General features: G+C 64.0%; 17 protein-coding genes. 9 read left to right on the forward strand and 8 right to left on the reverse strand.

Features of this window, described 5'->3' with window-relative positions; genetic code table 11:
- Positions 1 to 84 precede the first annotated feature (84 nt).
- The 5 genes from purB to ACSQ3S_RS32040 all read left to right on the forward strand — a co-directional run bounded on the left by purB (position 85) and on the right by ACSQ3S_RS32040 (position 3,970).
- Complete coding sequence (gene purB, locus ACSQ3S_RS32020) at positions 85 to 1,461, forward strand: adenylosuccinate lyase (RefSeq protein ID WP_436144917.1); 1,377 nt, start codon at positions 85 to 87, stop codon at positions 1,459 to 1,461.
- Between the two features lie 135 nt (positions 1,462 to 1,596).
- A complete protein-coding gene (locus ACSQ3S_RS32025) occupies positions 1,597 to 2,121 on the forward strand; it encodes a cytochrome b (RefSeq protein ID WP_176655753.1) in 525 nt (174 codons plus the stop codon).
- Between the two features lie 26 nt (positions 2,122 to 2,147).
- A complete protein-coding gene (locus tag ACSQ3S_RS32030; RefSeq protein WP_176655754.1) occupies positions 2,148 to 2,693 on the forward strand; it encodes a YceI family protein in 546 nt (181 codons plus the stop codon).
- Positions 2,694 to 2,715: 22 nt separating this feature from the next.
- Positions 2,716 to 3,282, forward strand: a complete 567-nt coding sequence (locus ACSQ3S_RS32035) for a YceI family protein (RefSeq protein WP_176655755.1) — start codon at positions 2,716 to 2,718, stop codon at positions 3,280 to 3,282.
- A gap of 121 nt (positions 3,283 to 3,403) precedes the next feature.
- On the forward strand, positions 3,404 to 3,970 hold the full coding sequence (locus ACSQ3S_RS32040; protein WP_176655756.1) for an NADPH-dependent FMN reductase: 567 nt from the start codon (positions 3,404 to 3,406) through the stop codon (positions 3,968 to 3,970).
- Here the strand turns inward: ACSQ3S_RS32040 and ACSQ3S_RS32045 are convergent, their stop codons facing one another.
- The gene (locus ACSQ3S_RS32045) at positions 3,971 to 4,714 is read right to left on the reverse strand and encodes a hypothetical protein (protein ID WP_436144918.1); all 744 of its coding nucleotides are present in this window, start codon (positions 4,712 to 4,714) and stop codon (positions 3,971 to 3,973) included.
- Between the two features lie 194 nt (positions 4,715 to 4,908).
- Here ACSQ3S_RS32045 and ACSQ3S_RS32050 point away from each other — a divergent pair, with 194 nt between their 5' ends.
- From ACSQ3S_RS32050 to ACSQ3S_RS32060, 3 genes are read left to right on the forward strand one after another with little or no spacing between them, the layout of a single operon-like run.
- The gene (locus ACSQ3S_RS32050) at positions 4,909 to 6,597 is read left to right on the forward strand and encodes a M14 family zinc carboxypeptidase (RefSeq protein ID WP_436144919.1); all 1,689 of its coding nucleotides are present in this window, start codon (positions 4,909 to 4,911) and stop codon (positions 6,595 to 6,597) included.
- 7 nt (positions 6,598 to 6,604) lie between these two features.
- Positions 6,605 to 8,758: an FUSC family membrane protein gene (locus ACSQ3S_RS32055; protein WP_436144920.1), complete on the forward strand. Its 2,154-nt coding sequence runs from the start codon at positions 6,605 to 6,607 to the stop codon at positions 8,756 to 8,758.
- Between the two features lie 17 nt (positions 8,759 to 8,775).
- A complete protein-coding gene (locus tag ACSQ3S_RS32060; RefSeq protein WP_436144921.1) occupies positions 8,776 to 9,690 on the forward strand; it encodes an EamA family transporter in 915 nt (304 codons plus the stop codon).
- Here the strand turns inward: ACSQ3S_RS32060 and ACSQ3S_RS32065 are convergent.
- Positions 9,687 to 11,036: a diguanylate cyclase gene (locus ACSQ3S_RS32065; RefSeq protein WP_436144922.1), complete on the reverse strand. Its 1,350-nt coding sequence runs from the start codon at positions 11,034 to 11,036 to the stop codon at positions 9,687 to 9,689. The two genes, ACSQ3S_RS32060 and ACSQ3S_RS32065, sit on opposite strands and share 4 nt — an antisense overlap.
- Positions 11,037 to 11,262: 226 nt before the next feature.
- Between ACSQ3S_RS32065 and ACSQ3S_RS32070 the strand changes: the two genes are divergently transcribed.
- Positions 11,263 to 11,514, forward strand: coding sequence for a hypothetical protein (locus ACSQ3S_RS32070; protein WP_353404398.1), 252 nt, complete (start codon positions 11,263 to 11,265; stop codon positions 11,512 to 11,514).
- Between the two features lie 201 nt (positions 11,515 to 11,715).
- On the opposite strand, the gene ACSQ3S_RS32075 is transcribed toward ACSQ3S_RS32070, so the two are convergent.
- The 6 genes from ACSQ3S_RS32075 to astB form a co-directional block, all read right to left on the reverse strand.
- On the reverse strand, positions 11,716 to 13,176 hold the full coding sequence (locus ACSQ3S_RS32075) for an APC family permease (RefSeq protein ID WP_436144923.1): 1,461 nt from the start codon (positions 13,174 to 13,176) through the stop codon (positions 11,716 to 11,718).
- Between the two features lie 342 nt (positions 13,177 to 13,518).
- Positions 13,519 to 14,028: a DUF1993 domain-containing protein gene (locus ACSQ3S_RS32080; protein WP_176655763.1), complete on the reverse strand. Its 510-nt coding sequence runs from the start codon at positions 14,026 to 14,028 to the stop codon at positions 13,519 to 13,521.
- Positions 14,029 to 14,087: 59 nt separating this feature from the next.
- Positions 14,088 to 14,612, reverse strand: a complete 525-nt coding sequence (locus ACSQ3S_RS32085; protein ID WP_176655764.1) for an EF-hand domain-containing protein — start codon at positions 14,610 to 14,612, stop codon at positions 14,088 to 14,090.
- 98 nt (positions 14,613 to 14,710) lie between these two features.
- The gene (locus ACSQ3S_RS32090; protein WP_176655765.1) at positions 14,711 to 15,700 is read right to left on the reverse strand and encodes a succinylglutamate desuccinylase; all 990 of its coding nucleotides are present in this window, start codon (positions 15,698 to 15,700) and stop codon (positions 14,711 to 14,713) included.
- Positions 15,701 to 15,704: 4 nt separating this feature from the next.
- Positions 15,705 to 20,429: an NAD-glutamate dehydrogenase domain-containing protein gene (locus ACSQ3S_RS32095; protein ID WP_436144924.1), complete on the reverse strand. Its 4,725-nt coding sequence runs from the start codon at positions 20,427 to 20,429 to the stop codon at positions 15,705 to 15,707.
- 120 nt (positions 20,430 to 20,549) lie between these two features.
- Positions 20,550 to 21,887, reverse strand: a complete 1,338-nt coding sequence (astB, locus tag ACSQ3S_RS32100; protein ID WP_436144925.1) for an N-succinylarginine dihydrolase — start codon at positions 21,885 to 21,887, stop codon at positions 20,550 to 20,552.
- Positions 21,888 to 21,891 lie beyond the last annotated feature (4 nt).

Consider the following 21,891-nt stretch of genomic DNA (forward strand, 5'->3'; position numbering starts at 1 on the left):
ACAGTATAACATCGGCGGGGTGGGGGCCGGCCAATGGTAAAATCACGCTTTGCGCAATTTTAACCCTGCCTTTCCTCCCCCATCATGACCACTACTCCTTACTCCACGCTGTCGGCGCTGTCGCCGCTGGACGGCCGCTACGCCGGTAAAACCGATCTGCTGCGTCCCATCCTGTCCGAATCGGGCTTCATGCACCACCGCGTCAAAGTGGAAATCTCCTGGCTGCAGGCGCTGTCGCAGGCCGGCTTCGCTGAAATCAAGCCGTTCTCGGCCGCCGGCACCGCGCTGCTGGACAAGATCGCCAACCAGTTCACCGAGCAGGACGCCGCCCGCATCAAGGAAATCGAAGCCGTCACCAACCACGACGTCAAGGCCGTGGAATACTGGCTCAAGGAGCAGGTCAAGGATGTGCCGGAACTGGTGGCCGCGTCGGAGTTCATCCACTTCGCCTGCACCTCGGAAGACATCAACAACACCTCGCACGGCATGATGCTGAAGGCGGCCCGCGACAGCGTCATGCTGCCGTCGCTGACCAAGGTCATCGCCCGCCTGAAGGAAATCGCCATCGACAACGCCGACGTGCCGATGCTGTCGCGCACCCACGGCCAGACCGCCAGCCCGACCACCCTGGGCAAGGAAATGGCCAACGTCGTGGCCCGCCTGCAGCGCGCCATCCAGCGCATCGAGCAGGTCGAGATCCTCGGCAAGATGAACGGCGCCGTGGGCAACTACAACGCCCACCTGTCGGCCTACCCGTCGTTCGACTGGGCGTCGTTCTCCAAGGACGTCATCGAGCAGCGCCTGGGCCTGGTGTTCAACCCGTACACCATCCAGATCGAACCGCACGACTACATGGCCGAGCTGTTCGACGCCTTCGCCCGCGTCAACACCATCCTGCTGGACCTGAACCGCGACATCTGGAGCTACGTCTCGCTGGGTTACTTCAAGCAGAAGACCAAGGCCGGCGAAATCGGTTCGTCGACCATGCCGCACAAGGTCAACCCGATCGACTTCGAAAACTCGGAAGGCAACCTGGGCCTGGCCAACGCCGTGCTCAAGCACCTGTCCGAAAAACTGCCGGTCTCGCGCATGCAGCGCGACCTGACCGATTCGACCGTGCTGCGCAACATCGGCGTCGGCCTGGGCTACACCTTGCTGGCCTACGACAGCTGCCTGCGCGGCCTGAACAAGCTGGAAGTGAACCACGCCCGCCTGGCCGCCGACCTCGACGCCAACTGGGAAGTGCTGGCCGAGCCGGTGCAGACCGTGATGCGCCGCTACGGCATCGAGAACCCGTACGAGCAGCTGAAGGAGCTGACCCGCGGCAAGGGCATCTCGAAAGACGCGCTGCGCGACTTCATCACCGGACTGGCCATCCCGCAGGACGCCAAGGACCTGCTGCTGGCCATGACCCCGGCCAACTACATCGGCATCGCCGCGTCTCTGGCTAAAGCCATCTGATGTAGCAAAGCAATCTGCTTTACACTAGCCCCCGCGACGCAAGTCCCCCGGGGGCTTTTTTTTCGCCCGTCCAGCACGCAATGCATTTCTTTGGTATATTAGTCCTAACACGTACTATTTTCTGGAGCAACGCTTATGCAACGCTATACCAAAACGGCAATGTTGCTGCACTGGCTGACCGCCCTGCTGATCATCGCCGCCTTCTTCCTCGGCCTGACCATGGTCGACATCCCCGGCATCACGCCGACCAAGCTGAAGTATTACTCCTGGCACAAGTGGCTGGGCGTGACGGTGCTGGGCGTGGCTGCCGTGCGCCTGTTGTGGCGCAAGGCCAATATCCCGCCGCCGCCGCTGGCCAGCATTCCCGCCTGGCAGCACAAGGCGGCCGAAGGCATGCACTACCTGCTGTACTTCTTCATCTTCGCGGTGCCGGTGTCCGGCTACCTGTACACCTATGCGGCCGGCGTGCCGGTGGTCTACCTGGGCCTGTTCCAGCTGCCGGCCCTCATCGCGCCGAACGCCGAGCTTAAGCCCATCTTAAAGACCGTTCATTATGTTTTGACCATGACGATGGCAGCGGCGGTGGTCGCCCACGCCCTGGCCGCACTGAAGCACCATTTTATCGACCGCGACATCACGCTCAAGCGCATGCTGCCATAAACTTCGCCTACTATTGGAGTCCAACAATGAAAAAACTCGTACTCGTATCCCTGATGGGCGTTGCCCTGGCCGCCAGCGCCGCGGCGCTGAAAACCGATCCCGCCAAGTCGACCGTGTCGGCCGTGTTCAAGCAGATGAACGTGCCGGTGGAATCGAAGTTCAAGAAATACACCGTCGCCATCGACTACGATGCGGCCAAGCCGGACGCCTCCAAGGCCACTGTTGAAGTCGAGACCGCCAGCCTGGACGTCGGCGACGCCGACATGAACAAGGAAGTGGCGAAGAAGGAATGGTTCAACTCGGCCCAGTTCCCGAAAGCCACCTTCGTCTCGAGCGCGATCAAGAGCGCCGGCGCCGGCAAGCTGACCGTGACCGGCAAGCTGACCATCAAGGGCAAGAGCGCCGACATCACCTTCCCGCTGACGGTCAAGGCCGACGGCGGCAAGCAGGTATTCGACGGCGCGCTGCCGATCAAACGCCTGGCCTACAACATCGGCGAAGGCGAATGGAAAGATACCGGCATGGTTGCCGACGAAGTGACGATCAAGTTCCACGTCGTCGCCGGCCAATAATTTTTCACACGGAGACCGCTACATGAAATTACAGATCCTGATCGCCACGCTGCTGGCCGCCTCGGCCTCGTCGGCCATCGCCGCCACCTACAACATCGACCCGACGCACACCTACCCGAGCTTCGAGGCCGACCACATGGGCCTGTCGGTATGGCGCGGCAAGTTCGGCAAGACCAGCGGCACCGTGACCATGGACCGCGCCGCCAAGACCGGCGCGCTGGACGTGACCATCGCCGCCGACTCGGTCGACTTCGGCATGGACAAGATGAACACCCACGCCAAGACGGCCGACATGTTCAACGTCGAGAAATTCCCGACCATCACCTACAAGAGCAAGTCGTTCAAGTTCGACGGCGACAAGCTGGTCGGCGTGGACGGCGAGCTGACGATGCTGGGCGTGACCAAGCCGGTATCGCTGAAGGTGGACAAGTTCAACTGCATCATGCACCCGCGCTACAAGCGTGAAGTGTGCGGCGCCAACGCGCTGGCCGAGTTCAAGCGCACCGATTTCGGCCTGAACTACGGCACCCCGGCCTTCGCTCCCGAAGTCAAGCTGGCGATCCAGATCGAAGCCATCAAGGCCGACTGAGCGCCCGAGCCGGCGTAGCGTTGATCGCCTGCAAGGCCCGACCACGCCCCGGCAACGCGGCGTGGTTTTTTTTGCAAATGGGTTACATTAACGTTCCATTCCACCAACCTGAGGAGATGTCATGGCCGCGAAAAAAATCGCCGTAGTGATCGGCAGCCTGCGCAAGGATTCGCTGAACCGCAAATTCGCCCACGAGGTCATCGCGCTGGCGCCGCCATCGCTGGCGTTCGAGATCGTGGAGATCGGCGAACTGCCGCTGTACAACCAGGACCTGGAAGAGAACGGCGCCACCGCGCCGCAGGCGTGGACGCATTTCCGCCAGCGCATCAAGGACGTCGACGGCGTGCTGTTCTTCACGCCCGAATACAACCGCTCGGTGCCGGCGCCGCTGAAGAACGCCATCGACGTCGGCTCGCGCCCTTACGGCAGCAGCGTCTGGAGCGGCAAGCCGGCCGCCATCATCAGCGTGTCGCCGGGCGCGGTCGGCGGCTTCGGCGCCAACCACCACCTGCGCCAGTCGATGGTGTTCCTCGACATGCCGCTGCTGCAGCAGCCGGAAGCCTATATCGGCGGCGCCGCCGGCCTGCTGGGCCCGGACGGCAAGCTGAACAACGACAGCACCAAACAGTTCCTGCAGAAGTTCGCCGCCACCTTTGCCGCGTGGGTAGAGACCAACGCCAGGAAGTGATCAGCGCCTGATCGCCCTGAAGGCAAACCCGGCCGCAGTCAGCGTGGCCGGCTTGCCTGGCGGTGCCGACTCGCGCCGCAGCGCCAGCAGCAGGGGCGTATTCCCGGCCGGCAGCAGCGCCAGGTCGGCGCCCGGCAGGCGCTGCGCCAGCAGTCCCGCCTCGTCCTCGCCCACGCGCTCGCAGCTGACATAGAGCCGGTACGACGCCCAGCTATTGCCCACCTCCAGCATGAATCCGGCGACGTGGGACGTGCCCGGCTGTCCCGGCAACGCCGTCACCCGCAGCCGCGTCTTGCCCTTGCGCAGATGCAGCGTATCCCAGGTTTGCATCGGATAAAACCGCGGCGCATCCGCCGCCACGGCAGCGACCAGCTCAGCGTTGGTTGACGGCTCGACCATGATCACCGGCAAGCCGCCCAGCGCATCCAGCGGCGCCAGCCCGCCGTAGCGGCCGGCGCTGGCCGGCGTCACCAGCAGCAGGTCGGCTTGCGGCCAGTTGCGCACCGCCTCGGCGCTGTAAGCGTCCGCGTCGGCGCCCACCGTGAGAATATCCAGCCCCTGGAAGCGGATCAGCGCCAGCCCCTTGCCGGCCAGTTGCACACGCCCGGCGGACGTCTGCGGCACCCGGGCGGCCGCGTCCAGCTCGATCACATAACGGGGCCCGATCTGCGCCACGCCCATCCTGCAGCCCAGCGCCAGCAACAGCACCACGATCAATGCCCGCAATCCATACCTGTTCCGCATTGCTTCCTCCCGGCTGACGGCTCACCAGCCAGTAGAACACCGCCACCGCCAGCTTTTCTTGAAGCAACGCAATCGCGGCAGCCGGCTTGCCTGCCGGCGCTCAAAAATCGGGCACGAATGATACAATTCGCCCCTCGACGACGTGCTTATCCAGCGCGCTTCTTCCGCCAACTTCCTCTGAGATCCAGACAGCCATGCACCCAGAAATGCCGACGCCTTACGAAAAGGGCAATCAAAATCAAACCACCTTATGGACTGAATGCATCGCGTTCTACCAGGAGCTGGCGCAGCGCTTTCCGCAAGTGCTGCGGTTTGAGCAGATCGGCGTATCCGACGGCGGCATCGCCGTGCATGCGGGCGTGGTCAGCGCGGACGGCGTGTTCGACCGCGCGCAGATCAAGGCCGAAGGCCGCCCCGTCTTCTTCAACAACAACGGCATCCATCCCGGCGAACCGGAAGGCGTGGATGCCTGCATGGCCATCGTGCGCGACCTGTGCTTCGAGCCGGCCCGCCTGGCCGCGCTGGGCAAGACGGTGCTGCTGTTCGTCCCGCTGTACAACGTCGACGGCGCGCTGAACCGCGCCAACACCTCGCGCGTGAACCAGGACGGCCCCGAGCAGTTCGGCTTCCGCGGCAACAGCCGCCACCTCGACCTGAACCGCGACTTCATCAAGTGCGACACGCTCAACGCGCAGCTGTTCAACCAGCTGATCGCCAGCTGGGATCCGGACGTCATGGTCGACACCCACACCTCCAACGGCGCCGACTACCCGTACACGATGACCTTGATCCACACGCAGGCGGACAAGCTGGGCTACGGCCTCGGCCCCTTCCTGCGCGAGACCATGCTGCCGCACATCTACGCGCAGATGGAAGCGAAAGGCTGGCCGACCTGCCCCTACGTCAACCCGGTCAAGGACAGTCCGGACGACGGCATCGCCGAATTCCTGGAAGTGCCGCGCTTCTCGACCGGCTTCACGGCGCTGCACCACGTGATCGGCTTCATGCCCGAGACGCATATGCTCAAGCCCTTCAAGGACCGCTACGATTCGATGCGCGCGCTGCTGGACGTGACGATGGCCTTCACCGTCAGCCACGGCGAGCAGATACAGAAGCTGCGCGCCGAGGCGCGCGAGCAGGCCGCCGGCGCAAAGGAATGGACCGTCAACTGGAAGCTGGACGAATCGAATCCATCGACCTTCCGCTTCAAGGGCTACGAAGCCAAGCGCAGCCCCAGCCTGCTGGGCGACTACATGCGCCTGTCCTACGACCGCAGCAAGCCGTGGGAAAACGACATCCCCTACTACAACAGCTTCGTGCCGTCGGTCACCGTGCGCGCGCCGAAAGGATACGTGGTGCCGCAAGCCTGGCGCGAAGTGATCGAGCGCCTGCAATGGAACGGCGTCGAGATGGCCCGCTTCGACGAGGCCTCGGTCATCGAGGCGCAGTACTACCATATCGCCGCCGTCACCTCGCGCCCGAACGCCTACGAAGGCCATATGTACCACGACGCGGTGGAACTGGAAGCGCGCACCGGCAGCTTCACCGTGCAGCCGGGCGACTACTTCATTCCACTCAAGCAGGTGCGCGCCCGCTACGTCGTCGAAACGCTGGAACCGCAGGGCCACGACTCGTTCTTCCGCTGGGGCTTCTTCAACAGCGTGCTGGAGAAAAAAGAAGCGTTCTCCGACTACGTGTTCGAAGACCTGGCGCTGGAGATGCTGGAAACCGAGCCTGAGCTGAAGGCCAGGTTCGAACAGTGGAAGGCCGCCCATCCGGAACTGCTGGCCAACCAGGACAAGGTCCTCGGCTTCATCTTCGAGCACGGCAAGCGTCACGCCGAGCCGGAATGGCGCCGCTACCCGGTGCTGTCGGTTTTCTAAAACCGCCATGCACTACGCCCTCAACCCGCGCACCTTCTTCTACAGTCATTACTTCTATCTGGGCCTGCGCTTTGCCGCGGGCCTGATCGGCGTGACGCTGATCGCCCTGCAGTTCTCCAATATGGCGACCGCGATGACGGTCTGCATCGGAGCCCTCTGCACCGCGCTGATGGACATGCCCAGCCCGTTGCGCCACAAGTTCAACGAGATGAGCGCCTCGGTGCTGCTGTGCAGCGCCGTCACGCTGCTGATCAGCCTTTGCGCGCCGCTGCCATGGCTGCTGATGACGATGCTGGTGGTGATCAGCTTCCTGGCCTGCATGATGGTCGTCTACGGCAAGAAGTCGATGCCGCTGCAACTGGCCACCTTGTTCATCATGACCATGTCGATGGAACACGAGATGACGGTGCGCGAGTCCTTCGTCCACACCGGCCTGTTCACGCTGGGCGCCGTCGCCTACCTGGCCTACGCCATGGGCATCTCGTGGATACTGCGCCACCGCATCAAGCAGCAGGTGCTGGCGGAAGCCTTGTTCGAGCTGGCCGCCTACATCGACATCAAGGCCGACTTCTACGACAACCGCTACAACCTCACCGAACAATTCAACAAGCTGGTGCGCCATCAAAGCCTGCTGGCCGACCGCCAGCAGGCGTCGCGCGACCTGATACTGCGCAGCCACCAGAACAGCAAGGACGCCATCGTCGTGCAGACCCACGTCTGCATGCTGGACCTGTATGAGCTGATCCTGTCGACCCACACCGACTACACCCAGCTGCGCCTGCACCTGGCCGATGCGCCGGTGCTGAAAACGCTGCACGACCTGGCTTACAAGGCTGCGCGCGATATCGAATCGGTGGCCTACGACGTCACCCGCAAGAAGGCTTCCTATCCCGAGATCAGCTATGCGCCTGAGCTGGAGGCGGTCGAGGCGGAGCTGGCGGCCCTGCAGCGCCGCATCGACGAGGGCAAGCCGCAGCAGGAAGCGCTGGCCGTGCTGCGCGCCCAGCGCAACAAGATCCGCGCCATCATCAAGATGATCGGCGAGCTGCACCAGGCCAGCCAGAAGGCCTACGACAGCACGCCATTCTGGGTCGACGCCGACATGGGCCCGTTCCTGTCGCAGCAGAAGTACGAGTTCCGCATGATCCTGTCGCACCTGCGCTGGGACTCGCCGATCTTCCGCTTCTCGCTGCGCGTGGCGATGGCGATCTCGGTCGGCCTGGCGGTGGCCGCGTGGCTGCCGTATGCGGTGCACAGCTACTGGATCGTGCTGACCATCGTCATCATCCTCAAGCCCAGCTTCAGCATGACCAAGCAGCGCCGCGGCGACCGCATCGTCGGCACCATCGTCGGTTGCGTGATCACCGCGCTGATCATCAAGTTCTTCAACTATCCGGCGGTGATACTGGGCTTCCTGATTTTGTCGACAGTGGCCACGCCGACCTTCATCTACCTGCGCTACCGCTATGCGGCGATCGCCGTCAGTATCATGATCCTGCTGCAAATGCACCTGATCGCGCCGGGCAACCACGACCTGATCATGGAGCGCCTGATCGACACCTTCATCGGCGCGGCCGTGGCGACGGCGTTCAGCTTCGTGCTGGCCAGCTGGGAATATCAAACCCTGCCGGGCCTGATCCGCGAGGTGCTGGACGTGAACCTGCGCTACATGCGGGCCAGCTTCGATCTGCTGCAAGGCAAGGGCAAGGACGATTTCGCCTACCGCATCGAGCGCAAGCGGCTGATGGACAGCCTGGCCTCGCTCAGCTCCGCGCTGGTGCGCATGCTCGACGAGCCGGCCCGCATGCAGCGAGCGGTGGAGGACATCAATCTGTTCATCGTGCAGAACTACCTGCTGGTGGCCCATGTGGCCGCGCTGCGCGCCATCCTGCGCCGCCACACGAAGGAACTGCCGACGGCGCCCGTCAACGCCATGCTGGGCGAAAGCCACGACCAGGTGGTGCGCATCCTGACGCAGGCGCTGGCGCCGCAGGGCAAGGCCGCCATGACGATGACCGCACCAGCCGCCGCACCGTCCATCGACGAAACCAGCGTGCCGTGGTCCGGCTGGCCGCTGGTCCAGCGCCGCATCCGCCTGCTGCAGGCCGACGCCCTCAAGATCATCGTCCACAGCGAAGCCATCGTACGCGACGTGGCCTAGGCTGATAACATAGGGCGATGAACTCATCGTCCACTTCCTTCAGCACGCGCGACCTGGTGTCCGCATTGTTCGTCGTCCTGATCTGGGGCACCAACTTCGTCGCGATGAAGGTCGGCCTGCGCGACCTGACGCCGTTCCAGATGGGCGCCTGCCGCTACGTCTTCGCCGTGCTGCCGCTGATCCTGTTCGTGCGTCCGCCCAAGCTGCCGGTCAAGTGGGTCGTGCTGTACGGCCTGTTCCAGGGCGTCGGCCAATTCGGCCTGCTGTTCCTGTCGCTGCGGATCGGCATGTCGGCCTCGCTGGCCTCGGTGATCCTGCAAACCCAGGTCTTCTTCACCGCCTTCTTCGGCTTCGCGCTGCTGCACGAACGCGCCAGCCGCGCGCTGCAGGCGGGCTTGCTGCTGGCCGCAGCGGGCCTGGTCTGCTTCGGCATGAACTACGTGCAGCCCGGCCACGCCGGCGCCACCACCGCTGGCGGCTTCGCCCTGTGCCTGGCCGCCGCCGCGATGTGGGCGGCATCGAACATCGTCGTGCGCCGTGCGCAGCAGGCCACGCCGCAATTCGATGTGGTGAGCTTCATGGTCTGGTGCAGCCTGGTGCCCATCGTGCCGTTCGTCGGCCTGTCGCTGGCCTTCGACGATCCCGCCACCCGCTGGCACTGGACCGCCGCGCCTTTCAGCACTTGGATCGCCGTCGCCTACCTTGGCTGGATGGCCACCATCCTCGGCTACGCGATGTGGACGCGTTTGTTGAAGCGCCACCCCGTCAACCGCGTCGCGCCGTTCAGCCTTGGCGTGCCGGTGGTCGGCATCAGCACCGGCATGATCGTGTTGGGCGACGTCATCACCTCCTGGCAGTGGGCCGGCATTACGCTGATCGTGGCGTCGCTGGTCTGCACCATGTTCGGCGGCCGCTGGCTGGACAGGCGCTAGGCGAAGCAGACCCGGTTGCGGCCCGACTCCTTGGCGCGGTACAGCAGCGCATCGGCCTTCTGCAGCATCGCTTCCGCCGTGCCGGCGGCGATGTCGGCATACACGCCCATGCTCATGGTCACCTTCAGGTCCGGGTGCATTTCATGCCACGGGAAGCCCTCGATCAGGTTGCGCAGCTTGTCGCACAGCGCGGCCGCCTGCGGCAGCTCGGTCTCCGGGAAGGCGATGACGAATTCCTCTCCGCCGTAGCGCGCCACCAGGTCGCTCAGGCGCATGTGGCTGCGCAGGATCTCGCCCACCTGGCGCAGCACCGCGTCGCCGGTGGCATGCGAGAACTGGTCGTTGATGCGCTTGAAGTGATCGATATCGCCGATCACCATGCTGAATGGGCGCTGGTGGCGCACCGCATGGCTGAACAGCGTGGTGGCCTGCTCGTCGAAGTGCCGGCGGTTATGCAGCTTGGTCAGCGCATCGCGCACGCTCAACTCGCGCATCTGCTCCGCCTGCGCCAGGATGGTCTGGTGCGAGTTCTTCAACTCCTCGTGCGAGCGCGCCAGCTTCTCGCTCATGTCGTTGAAGGCGCTGGCCAGCGTCGCCACTTCGTCCTTGCCCTCCACCGGCACGCGCTGCAGCAGCGAGCCGCCGTGCATCGCCCGCACGGCGCCGGTCAGGTGGCTCAGCTTGCGGCTCAGTCCACGGCTCAGCAGCACGCCCAGCGCCAGCGCCAGCACCGCGGCGCCCGTCACGCCGGCGATCAGCGCCTCGCGCATCGCCGCCAGGTATTGCAGTTCCTGCTTGCTGGGCGTGAACACGCCTTCCGGCGAGATGTAGGCGGCCACCTGGCCGTTCACCATCACCGGGCGCGCGTCCTTGCGCGAGGCCTCCGGCAACAGGTCGTCGTGACGATAGACGCCGGCGCCCAGCAGCACACGGTAGTTCGGGCCGGTCAGGATGAAGTGGAAAGGAGGCTCTCCGCCCGCCCCCGGCCCCCGTGGTGGTGGTGGGCGACGGCCTTCCGGCGGCCCGTTCTCCTCGCCACGAGGGCCTTCGGGCGGCGGCCCTTCCGATCTTTGGCCATCTTCCTCGCTCGGTGGCCTGCCGTTATCCGGCCGGCCGTCGGCGCGATGCATATAGTTGTCGAACGGTTCGGCGGCCACTGCCGCCTCCCAGCTGCCATGCTTTTGCAGATAAGCGTTGACAGCGTCATAGAAATGATCGGCCGCCTGCTGGCGCCGGATCAGGTCGACTTTCTTGGTCATGCCGACGTACGCCAGTCCCCCCACCATCGCCACCGCCGCCAGACCGGTCAGCAGTAAAGCCAGCATGAATTTTGTGCGCAGGGACATCGAAACTCCATCAGATTATTGCCAATTGGACACAATGATACCTCGAACGAACGCGTCCGAGCCAAGAAATACTCACTATAACGTTGCCCATAGGAACGCTTTTCTCATAGGAGAAAGCACCAGTTATATAGAAAACTTATGGCGTTTATCACAAATCAAAAGTTTTCTTATTACTGAAAGCCGCGCATACTGCACTGCAACAAACGAACATTCATAGGAGCTTCTGATGAGCACGACCAACCTGACCTACAACGACTTCGCAAGCAATGGCTACCTGAGCAACGTGGCAACTGCCGCCCGCCAATTGATCGCAGCACTGTTCGCTGTCAAGGCAAGTCCAGCCGTAGTGGCGGACGAGGTGGCCGAGATGCACAGCAAGGAAGCTTCGATTTACTGGCTGAACAGCCTGGCCAATGATTGCGAACGTCATTCCCCTAACCTGTCTGCCGAACTGCGCTTCATGGCGTCGCGCGGTTAATTGAACCAATTTTGAATTTAACTTCCTGGAGATCACCATGCTGACCATTATCGAAAACCTGCCTGCCGCCATCGCCCTGTCCGGCCTCGTTCTGCGCCTGTACCTGGGTGCCAACCCAAGCAAAGACGAAGCGTAAGCTGCGGACGTAAAAAAAGCCCCGGCCGCATTCAGCGCGCCGGGGCTTTTTTACGTCCAGGGCTTTTACTTGTTCAGGTTGGACTTGCGGATGCCGTAGAAGAAATAGGTCACGATCGCGGCGCTCATCCAGATGATGAAGATGGTGTAAGTCGTCAGCGACAGGCCGAACATCAGGTACAGGCAGGCGCAGATGCTCAGGCCCGGCACAAAGTAAGGGCCGAAAGGCACGCGGAAGCCCTTGGTGCCCTTGCCGTTTTCCTTCTTGCGCATCACCGGCACCGCCAGCGACACCACGATGAAGGCCGTCAGCGTGCCCATGCTGACCATGTCCCACAGGAAGGTCGCGTCGACAAAGCCGGCCACCAGGCCCACCACCATGCAGACGATCAAGGTGTTGTGCACCGGCGATGCGGTGCGCGGGCTCACCTTGCGGAACGATGGCGAGATCAGGCCATCCTTCGAGATCGCGTACAGGATGCGGGTCTGGCCGTAGATCGTCACCAAGGTCACGCTGAACACCGAGATCACCGCGCCCGCCGCCAGCACCAGCGCCGGCCAGGTCTTGCCGGTGACGTTCTGCAGGATCACGGCGAGGCCGGCTTCCTGCCCGGCGAATTTATAAGCCGGCTGCGCACCCATCGCCGCCACGGCCACCAGCAGGTAGAACAGGGTCACGATGCCCAGCGCCGCCAGGATGCCGATCGGCACATTGCGCTTGGGATCGCGCACTTCCTCGCCGGCGGTGGCCACGGTGTCCAGGCCGATGAAGGAGAAGAACACGGTTGCCGCGGCGGCCGTCACGCCGGTCATGCCGGTGATGTGGACGCCGTTGTCCGGGCTGAAGAACGGATGGAAATTGTTTATATCAAAGCCGGAGAAGGCGATCACCACGAAGAAGATCAGGATCGCCAGCTTGATCATCACCATGATCGCGTTGGTGGTGGCCGATTCCTTGGTGCCGCGTATCAGCAGCAGGCAGCACAGGCCCACCAGCAGGATGGGCGGCAGGTTGATATGGCCGCCGTGGAACTCGATGCCCTTGGCCGTCGACACTATCATCGGCGAGCGCAGCACTTCGGGGATATGCCAGCCGAAGGCGTTGTTGAGGAAGTTGTTCAGGTAGTCGGACCAGCCGATCGCCGTGGCGCTGGCCGCCAATCCATATTCGAGCAGCAGGCAGGCGGCCATGATGAAGGCCAGGAACTCGCCCACCGTCGCGTAAGCGAAGGAGTACGACGAGCCGGACGCCGGAATGCGGAACGACAGCTCGGCATAGCACAGCGCGGTCAGGCCGGCGGTGATCGCGGCGAACAGGAAGGACAGGATCACGGAAGGACCGGCTTTTGGCACGGCTTCGACCATCGTGAAGAAAATGCCGGTGCCGATCGTGGCGCCGACGCCGATCATAGTCAGGGGAAACAGTCCGATGGAGCGGTGCAGGCTGTTGCTGCTTGGGGCGTGTTCTACTGCTGTGGTGTCGACCGGTTTGGTACGGGTCAGTTTCTGGACCAGCGTTTGGTTCACAGGCGGTTCCTTGTGGGAGAGATGTTCGGGCAAAAAAACTAAGCGATTATAGGGCCTTCCGGCCCATCGCCATACAGTAATTTTGTGTTAGAAAAACAACTCAGAGGCCAGACGCCACAAGGGGAAGGTTACAGTTGCTTACTTTTGATACAGCACGATGTATAGATTGAAAACCCGCGCCCCGCTACTCTTGAGTCAAGTGTTACATTCCGTCAAGAAGGAGCCTGCCATGCCTATCCAAAAGATCCCTACCGTATCCCGGCGTTTCCACCCTGCGGTGGCGGGCGCCGCCGTGGCCCTGCTGGGGCTGGCGGGCACCTTGGCGGCGTTGCTGATGCGCGGTTAAGCGAACGGTCCCAGATAGTCGCGTTTCCCCACCGGCACGCCCTGGTTGCGCAGGATGTCGTGCGCGGTGACGATGTGGAAGAAGAAATTCGGCAGCGCGAAGGTCAACAGGTAATCGTCACCTTTGAACTCGGGCTGGAACGAACCAAAATTAAGTTTGATCGTACGCACCTCGCTGCCCGCCAGCGCATCCGCGTCGACGCTGTTCAGATAGGCGATGGTGTTGGCGATGCGTTCCTGCAATTGATCGAACGACGTCTCGTTGTCTTCAAACTTGGGCGCCACCACGCCGCTGAGGCGCTCCACCGACATTTTCGACGTATCGCTGGCGCGCTGCACCTGCGCCGACAGCGGAAGCATATCGTCGGCCAGCCGCGCCGAGATCATCGCATCCGGCACCGAGCCATGCTGCTCCACGTGCGCCTCCGCCTTGTGCAGCAAATCCGCCAGCACATTCAACCCGCGCACAAACACGGGCACCGAAACCTGATGCATCGATAGCGACATAATCTGCTCCTGTTGATTGAATACAGAAGCAGTATAGCCGCTACCCACCATGCACGCCGTCAGGCCAGCTCGTCGACGTTGTTGCCAATTTTGCTGGCATCGGAAGCCTTGTCCGATGGATGCGAGACATCGTAGACCAGCTGCTCCTGTTCGGAGACCGTGCCATCCTGGTTGGTGTCGGCCGCTTCGTAGGTTTTGGTCGAACTGCTGGCGCCGCCGGCCCCGCCAGCGCCGCCCGCACCTTCAGGAGGCTTGCCGCCGCCCTGCGCCCCGCCGGGGCCGCCTGCACCGCCCTCAGGACGCTTCGGCGCAAAGCTGCCGCTCTTGATCGCCGTTTCCAGGTCCGATTGCGTGATCGAGCCGGATTTCTGCGTGTCGATGGCGTCGAACTGCTTGGCGGCGTCGTCTGCCGACACGCCCTTGGATTTCAGGCCGGATACGAATTCATCCTTGTTGACCTTGCCGTCCTTGTCGGCATCCAGATCGCCGAATACCTTGGATGCAAGGCGCGCCGCCCCCTTCGCAGGATCGAAGGGGGTGGCTTGGGTGCTGCTGCTTGAGATGCCGCTGATTGCTGTCGTCATGGTGCTTACTCCGTAGTTAAGGACAATGCTGCTCCTGTTAACGAACTAATCCATGTAACCATGATCCCGCAAGGTGTAAAGACGGGTAAAGATCGGGATCAGCTGACGCGCACCACCATCAGACCGGCACGCAGGCCGACCCGCACATCGGGATTGGGGAACACCACCAGCTCCTCGGGATGCTGGACGGTGTAGATCGTGTCGCCGTCGCGGGCGATTTCCTCGCCTTGCTTCAGGGCCGTGAAGTTGTGCGTGTCCTTGCCGAAGGCCATCTGGAACTGGTCGCTCAACTTGATGATCTGGCGCGCCGTGTTGAAGACGTGTGGCTGCTGCCTGGCCTCGCGCCTGGCCGCGCCGCGCAGCAGATCGTCCAGCGCCAGCGAGGCGTCGGCAAATTGCGCGAGGTCGTTCTGGCCCAGCGTGCCGATGCGCCCCAGCTCGATCGTGGTGCCGGCCGCCGCATGATGCTCGGCCGAATAGTAGCTGTACGTCCCCACCGACGCCGGGTTCATGATGACGGCGCCGATGCCGGCCAGTCCCAGCCACTCGATCAGCGTACGGCGCGGCAGGTCCGCGATAATCTCCGGCACGATGGCGAAGGTGGGATAGACCGACGGCCGTATCGCCGTATGCAGGTCCAGATGCCAGCGCACCGCTCCCGCATCCGCGAAGAAGGCCGTGGTGGCGGCAATCATCACGTCGGCGCGCGCCGCTTCGGCCGTGCCTTCCAGCGCCCCCCGCTCCTGGCGGAACATGCGGTTCAGGTCGGCATCGATGAAGCGTTTGCCGGCGCGGATGGCGCCGATGTTGCCGACGCAAAGCATCAGATTGACCGCCAGCGAGGACGCCTGATGCGACAAGGCGTCCAGCAGATACGCCACCATCTCGATCGGGCCGGTCTCGTCGCCGTGCACGCCAACCGAGACCAGCACGCTCGGACGATCGCCGGCAGCCTTGATGGTCAGGATACCGTCGGCCGGCTGCGCCACCGCAAAACCGGCCGCCGAAAAGCGCTGCGCCACGGCGCTGAAATCCGCTTCGGCGAGCGAGCGTACGGCTTCCGGCAAGGCTGCTGGCAAATCTCCCATCGTCTTACACCACCAGCATCGTGTTGCCGGAGTTGGTCGCTTCGGACAATGCCCACACATCCAGCATCGCCTGCTCCAGGTCCGTCGCCGCCGCATAGCCGGACAGGCCCAGCGTGTTGGCCACGACTTCCACCGCCTCCGACGCGCTGTGGCCGCCGGTCGCATGCTGCAGCACCTGCGACAGCAGGCGTTGCTGCGTGCGGCGCAGCGCGTTCTGCGCATAGCTGCGCAGCTGTTCCTGCGAACGGCTGGTGGCAGGCAGTTTCAGGCCGCGTTCCAGCGTATCGATGCCGACCTGCGCGCGCAGCGCCAGGCCAACCTGCAGGAACGCCGGCAGGTCCATGCCTTCCGGACGCGATACCGACAGCGCGGCAAACACAAACGCCGCCACCGCCTCGATCGCTTCAACCGCTTTCCATGCCAGCACAAACCCGGTGCGCAGGCCGGCGGTGATATCCGCGTCGGACTGACTACCCGCAGGCGTCAGCGCCGCCAGCGTCTCCGGCTTGGCGAACAGCTTGGTCAGTTCGGCCACGCCCGCGCGCAGCTGGTCCGCAGGCACCGTCAGCACGCCTTCGATGACAGACTTCTGCAGCACGCGGGTACGGCCGTCGACCTTGATCGACACGGCGCGCGGCACCTTCAGCGCGTCGGCATCCAGCGTGGCAAAGACAGGCGCCAGGTTCAGCGCGGACCATGCCTGGCCCCACGCCAGGATCACTTCCGATTCATCCACGCCATGCTCGCCGGCCAGCTGGCGCAGCATCAATGGACCGCAACGGTTGACCGATTCATTGGCCAGCACGGTCGCCAGGATGGCGTTGGCCAGCGGGTGCGCCAGCGCGGGACGGGTAGCCACCAGCAGGTCCGGGAAGTACGGCTTCAGCACCGACTCGGCCCAGCTCAGGTCCGTCAGCGGCAGCGCCGACAGGATGCGCTTGTAGCGGTTCTTGACGTTGGCGATCACCACCGCCAGTTCCGGCGTGGTCAGGCCACGGCCATCGGCCTTGCGGCGCGCCAGTTCAGCCACGGATGGCAGCTGCTCCAGCTCGCGCGACAGCGCGCCCTCTTCTTCCAGGAAGGCGATCAGCGATGCGTAGCCGTCCTGCACGGAGGCGTCGGTCTGCGCCTGGGCTTCGCGCACCAGCAGCTGCGTTTGCAGCGTGTTGTCGCGCAGGACCAGGCGTTCGATGTCGGCTGTCATTTCGTTCAGCACGCGGTTGCGGTCCGCTTCGCTCAACTGGCCGGCGTTCATTTCCACGTCCAGCCACATCTTCGCGTTCACTTCATGGTCGGAGCAATCCACGCCGGCCGAGTTGTCGATCGCATCGGTGAAGATGCGGCCGCCCGACAGCGCGAACTCGATGCGGCCGGCCTGGGTCGCGCCCAGGTTGCCGCCCTCGGCCACGACCCTGCAACGCAGCTGGTTGCCGTCGACGCGGATGTTGTCGTTGGCGCGGTCCTTGACCTGCGCGTGCGATTCGGTCGACGCCTTGATGTAGGTGCCGATACCGCCGTTATAGAACAGGTCCACCGGCGCCAGCAGGATGCGGTGCATCAGCTCTTCCGGCGGCAGCGAGGTTTCCTCGATATCCAGCGCGGCGCGGATCTGCGGCGACAGCTCGATGCTGCGGGCGGTGCGCGGGTACACGCCGCCGCCGGCCGAGATCAGTTCCTTGTTGTAGTCGTCCCACGAGGAGCGCGGCAGCGCGAACATGCGCTCGCGTTCGACGAAGGATTTTTCCATGTCCGGATTCGGATCGAGGAAGATGTGGCGGTGATCGAAAGCGGCGACGATCTTCAGCTTGCGCGACAACAGCGCGCCGTTGCCGAACACGTCGCCCGACATGTCGCCGACGCCGACCATGGTCACAGGCGTGGCGTGGATGTCGTGATCCATTTCGTAGAAGTGGCGCTTGACGGCTTCAAACGCGCCCTTGGCGGTGATGCCCATCTTCTTGTGGTCGTAGCCGTTCGAGCCGCCCGACGCGAACGCGTCGCCCAGCCAGAAGCCGCGCTCCACGGCGATGCCGTTGGCGATGTCGGAGAAGGTCGCGGTGCCCTTGTCGGCAGCCACCACCAGGTACGGGTCGTTGCCGTCGTAGCAGACGGTGTCGGCCGGCGAAACGATATTGCCCAGCACGCGGTTGTCGGTCATTTCCAGCAGGCTGGCGATGAACAGGCGGTACACCGCCTCGCCTTCGGCCGCGATGGTCTCGCGCACGGCGTCCTTCGGCATCTGCTTGCAGACGAAGCCTCCCTTGGCGCCGGCCGGCACGATGACGGCGTTCTTCACCATCTGCGCCTTGACCAGGCCAAGGACCTCGGTGCGGTAGTCTTCCATGCGGTCAGACCAGCGCAGGCCGCCGCGGGCGACTGGGCCGCCACGCAGGTGCACGCCTTCGAAGCGGCGCGAGAACACGAAGATCTCGCGGAACGGACGCGGCTCCGGCACCAGCGACAGATTGCTGGTGTCGAACTTGAAGATGATCTTGTCGCCCTTCTGATTGTTCTGGAAGTAGTTGGTTCGCAGCGTGGCGGTGATCAGGTCGACCATCGCACCCAGCACTTCTTCGCTGTCGGCGTGGTTGATGGCCGGCAGGCGGCTCTTGATGCCGGCCAGCGTATCGAGTGCGGCGGCGCGGGTGGCGGCGTCCAGCGCGGGATTGAAGCGCTGCAGGAACGCGTCCACCAGCTCCTTCACAATCGCCGGCTGCTTGCGCAGCGTTTCAGCGATGTAGCGCACCGAGAAACGGGTGCCGGTCTGGCGCCAGTAACTCATGTAGGCGCGCACCAGTTGCACTTGTCGCACGCTCAAGCCGCCTTCGATGACCAGGCCATTCAGGCGGCCGTCTTCGGCTTCGTTGTTGAACAGCGAGGCAAACAGTTCCTGCGCGACCGGCACCACTTCGGCCTTGGCCAGGTTGGCGGCGCTGGCTGCATCCACCGTCAGGCTGGTGACGAAGCGACGCTGGCCATCCAGGCGGATCGAGTGCGCCTGTTCGCGGTCGATGGCGACGCCTGCGTTATGCAGCGCCGGCAGGATGGTCGACAGCGACGGTACGCGGTCGACGGAATACAAACGGATCGTGGTGGCATCTGCCTCCGCGCCGTTGCCGACGTCGACGCGAACGTCCACGCGCGATGGGTCGGTGTTGGCCAGGATCGCTTCCAGGTCGTGGAAGGCGGCTTGCGGCGCGGTCGAGGCGACATAGTCGGTCGGCAGCGTGGCGCACATGCGGCGCAGGTGCGCGCGCATCGGCACGTTCGGCACGGCATCGGCCAGCGCGGAGAACTGGTCATGCCAGCCGTCCAGCACCGACAACAGCGGCTGCTGGATATCGGTTTCCAGGTCCAGCGGATAGCGCGCGGCGTGGGCGATCAGGTAGACGCGGGCCAGCGGACCATCGGCCACCAGCGTCTGCGAGCTGACATGCTGGGCGCCGGAGCTGGCTTGCAGCGCCTTGGCCAGCGACGAAGCGACGCTTGCGCTGTAACGCTCGCGCGGCAGGTAGACCAGTACATTCAGGTGACGCGCATAGACGTCGCGACGGGCAAACACCTTGGTGCGCGGCTGCTTGTACAGCGACACCACGGCGCCGCAGACCTCGGCCAGCCATTCCGGTTCGCCTTCCAGCGCTTCGGTGCGCGGCAGCGATTCCAGGATCTCGATGAATTTCTCGGCGCGGAAGCCTTCCTGGCGCACACCGGCGATGCTCAGCACCTTGGCGACGCGGCCGCGCGCGAACGGCAGGCGGTTCAACGGCGTGGCGGTGGCGGCGCGGGTGAACAAACCGACGAAGCAGTATTCGCCAAGGATCGCACCTTGCGCGTCGGTGTGGCGCACGCCGATGAAGTCCAGCTGCTGGTCGCGGTGCAGCGTGCCTTCGACGTCGGCCTTGACGATGGACAGCGTGTTGGCGCGTTTCGACAGCGTGTCGAAATCGCCGGGAATATTGGCCAGGCAGGTGCCGTAGACCGGATGCGACGTATCCTGCAGCACGCCGATGCGGCTCGGGATGTCGCGTTCCAGTTCGCGCACGCCCGGCTTGACCTGGTAGTAGGCATAGCCGAAGGGCTCGAAGCCTTCGGTCTTGGCCCATTCGAGGAAGGCCGCGACTTCCTTGCCTTCGTCGCCGTGGGTGGCGGCTTCGGCACCGATGCGGCTGAAGTGCGCTTCCATCGCGGCCTTGTCGCGACGGACCACGGCGGCATCGCGCGACACCATTTCCAGGCGCTCGACCAGCATGCCGATTTCCGCATCCGGCAGGTCTTCGGACAGCAGGCACAGTACGTACGATTCCAGCTTGTCGCCACTCTGGCCGACGGCCGTCACCACGCCGTCCGCGTTACGCGCGACCGGCAGCACCGAATTCAGTACGCCATCGACGCCGACGCGCAGCTTGCGCATCGCCATGACGATGGAGTCCACCAGGTACGGCATGTCATCGTTCAGGATCAGCAGCGCGGTGGCCATGCCGCCGCGGCCGTCCGCGTAGCGCAGTTTGGCGATTTGCGCGCCGGATCCGGTGCGCTTGGAAGCGAAGGTGAAACCATCCCACAAAACTGGCGCCAGGCTGTCGGGCGCGGTGCCCGACAGGTCTTCGTCATCCAGGGAGCCGAGCCAGGCGCTGATCAGCGCCGCGACTTGTGTGCTGTCGCTGGCAGGCTTGCTTGCGTTGACCAAATCCAGCGTCTGTTTGCGCAGGTCTTGTGGCATTTGTTTCATCGTTGCTTCTCCAATACGTTATGAGTATTTTATGTTGCAGAGCCGCGCCGGCTTGTGGCTGCGCGGCGGTGGTCGCGTGTTATTAAACACCAAATCGCCATATGGGGGTGAAATCCCGTTTTACAAATCGTACAGGCCAGGCAGGCCCAAAATACGGCTCAAATCTTCCAGCGCGGCGTGCACCTCGATCGCCAGCGCGGGATCGGCCAGGTCGGACGGCTCCAGGCGGTCGCGGTAGTGTTTCTCGACCCACGCCACCAGCGTGTGGTACAGCGCTTCCGTCATCACCACGCCTTGATGCATGGCCGCCGCTTCGGCGTCGGTCAGCGCCACGCGCAGGCGCAGGCACGCAGGGCCGCCGCCGTTGCGCATCGACTGGCGCAGGTCGAAATGTATCAGTTCGTCGACCGCGTTGCCGCTGGCGACCAGGCCTTCGAGATAGGCCGCGACGGCGGCGTTTTCCTGGCATTCCTGCGGGATCACCAGCGCCATCTTGCCGTTGTCTTTGCTCAGCAGCTGGCTGTTGAACAGGTAGCTGTGCACCGCGTCGGCCACCGACACCTTTGCCGTGTCGACGCGGATCGCGTTCAGGTCCGCGCCCACGCCGCCCATCGCGCGGCGCAGCTGCTCGAGCGCGCCCGCTTCGTCGGCGAAAGCCTGCTCGTGGTAGAACAGCACATTGCCGTTGCCTACCGCGATGACGTCGTTGTGGAACACGCCCTGGTCGATCACGTCGGGATTCTGCTGGATGTAGACGGTGCGTTCCGCCGACAGGCCGTGCAGTCGCGCGACCGCCTGCGACGCTTCCAGCGTCTGGCGTGCCGGGTATTTTTTCGGCTGCGATGCCGACACGTCGAACTCGGTGCGGCCGTAGACGAACATCTCGACGGCGGCGCTGCCGTGGTCCTTGCACAGGCGCGTGTGATTGGCCGCGCCTTCGTCGCCGAACGCCGGCGTGCCCGGCAAGGCGTCGTGCACGGCGAAGTGCTGGTCGTCCTTGAAGATGGCGCGCAGCGAACGGGCCGACTGCGCGTGCTCGAAAGCGCGGTGCAGCTTGTTGTTCAGGTTGGCGGCGGTGAAGTGCGCGCGGCCATCGGCGCTGTCGGCGGATGGGCTGACGGTGGCCGCGTTGGCGGTCCACATCGGCGAGGCCGACCAGGCGCAGGCCAGGATGACCGGCGCTTCCTTGGCGGCCTTCGCCAGCACCTCGGCATCGCTGCCGGTGAAGCCGATGCTGCGCAGCAGGCGGAAATTCGGACGGTCCTGCGGCGGCAACAGCGCCTGGCCAAAGCCGCGCGCGGCCAGCGCGCGCATCTTGGCCAGGCCCTGCAAGGCCGCCAGCTTCGGATTCGAAGCGCTCTTGACGTTGCTGAACGAGGCCACATTGCCGAACGACAGACCGGCGTAGTTGTGCGATGGGCCGACCAGACCGTCAAAATTGAATTCGCGTGCGCTCATGGCA

Source organism: Duganella sp. LjRoot269, assembly GCF_964254095.1.
GTDB lineage: Bacteria > Pseudomonadota > Gammaproteobacteria > Burkholderiales > Burkholderiaceae_D > Rugamonas > Rugamonas hordei.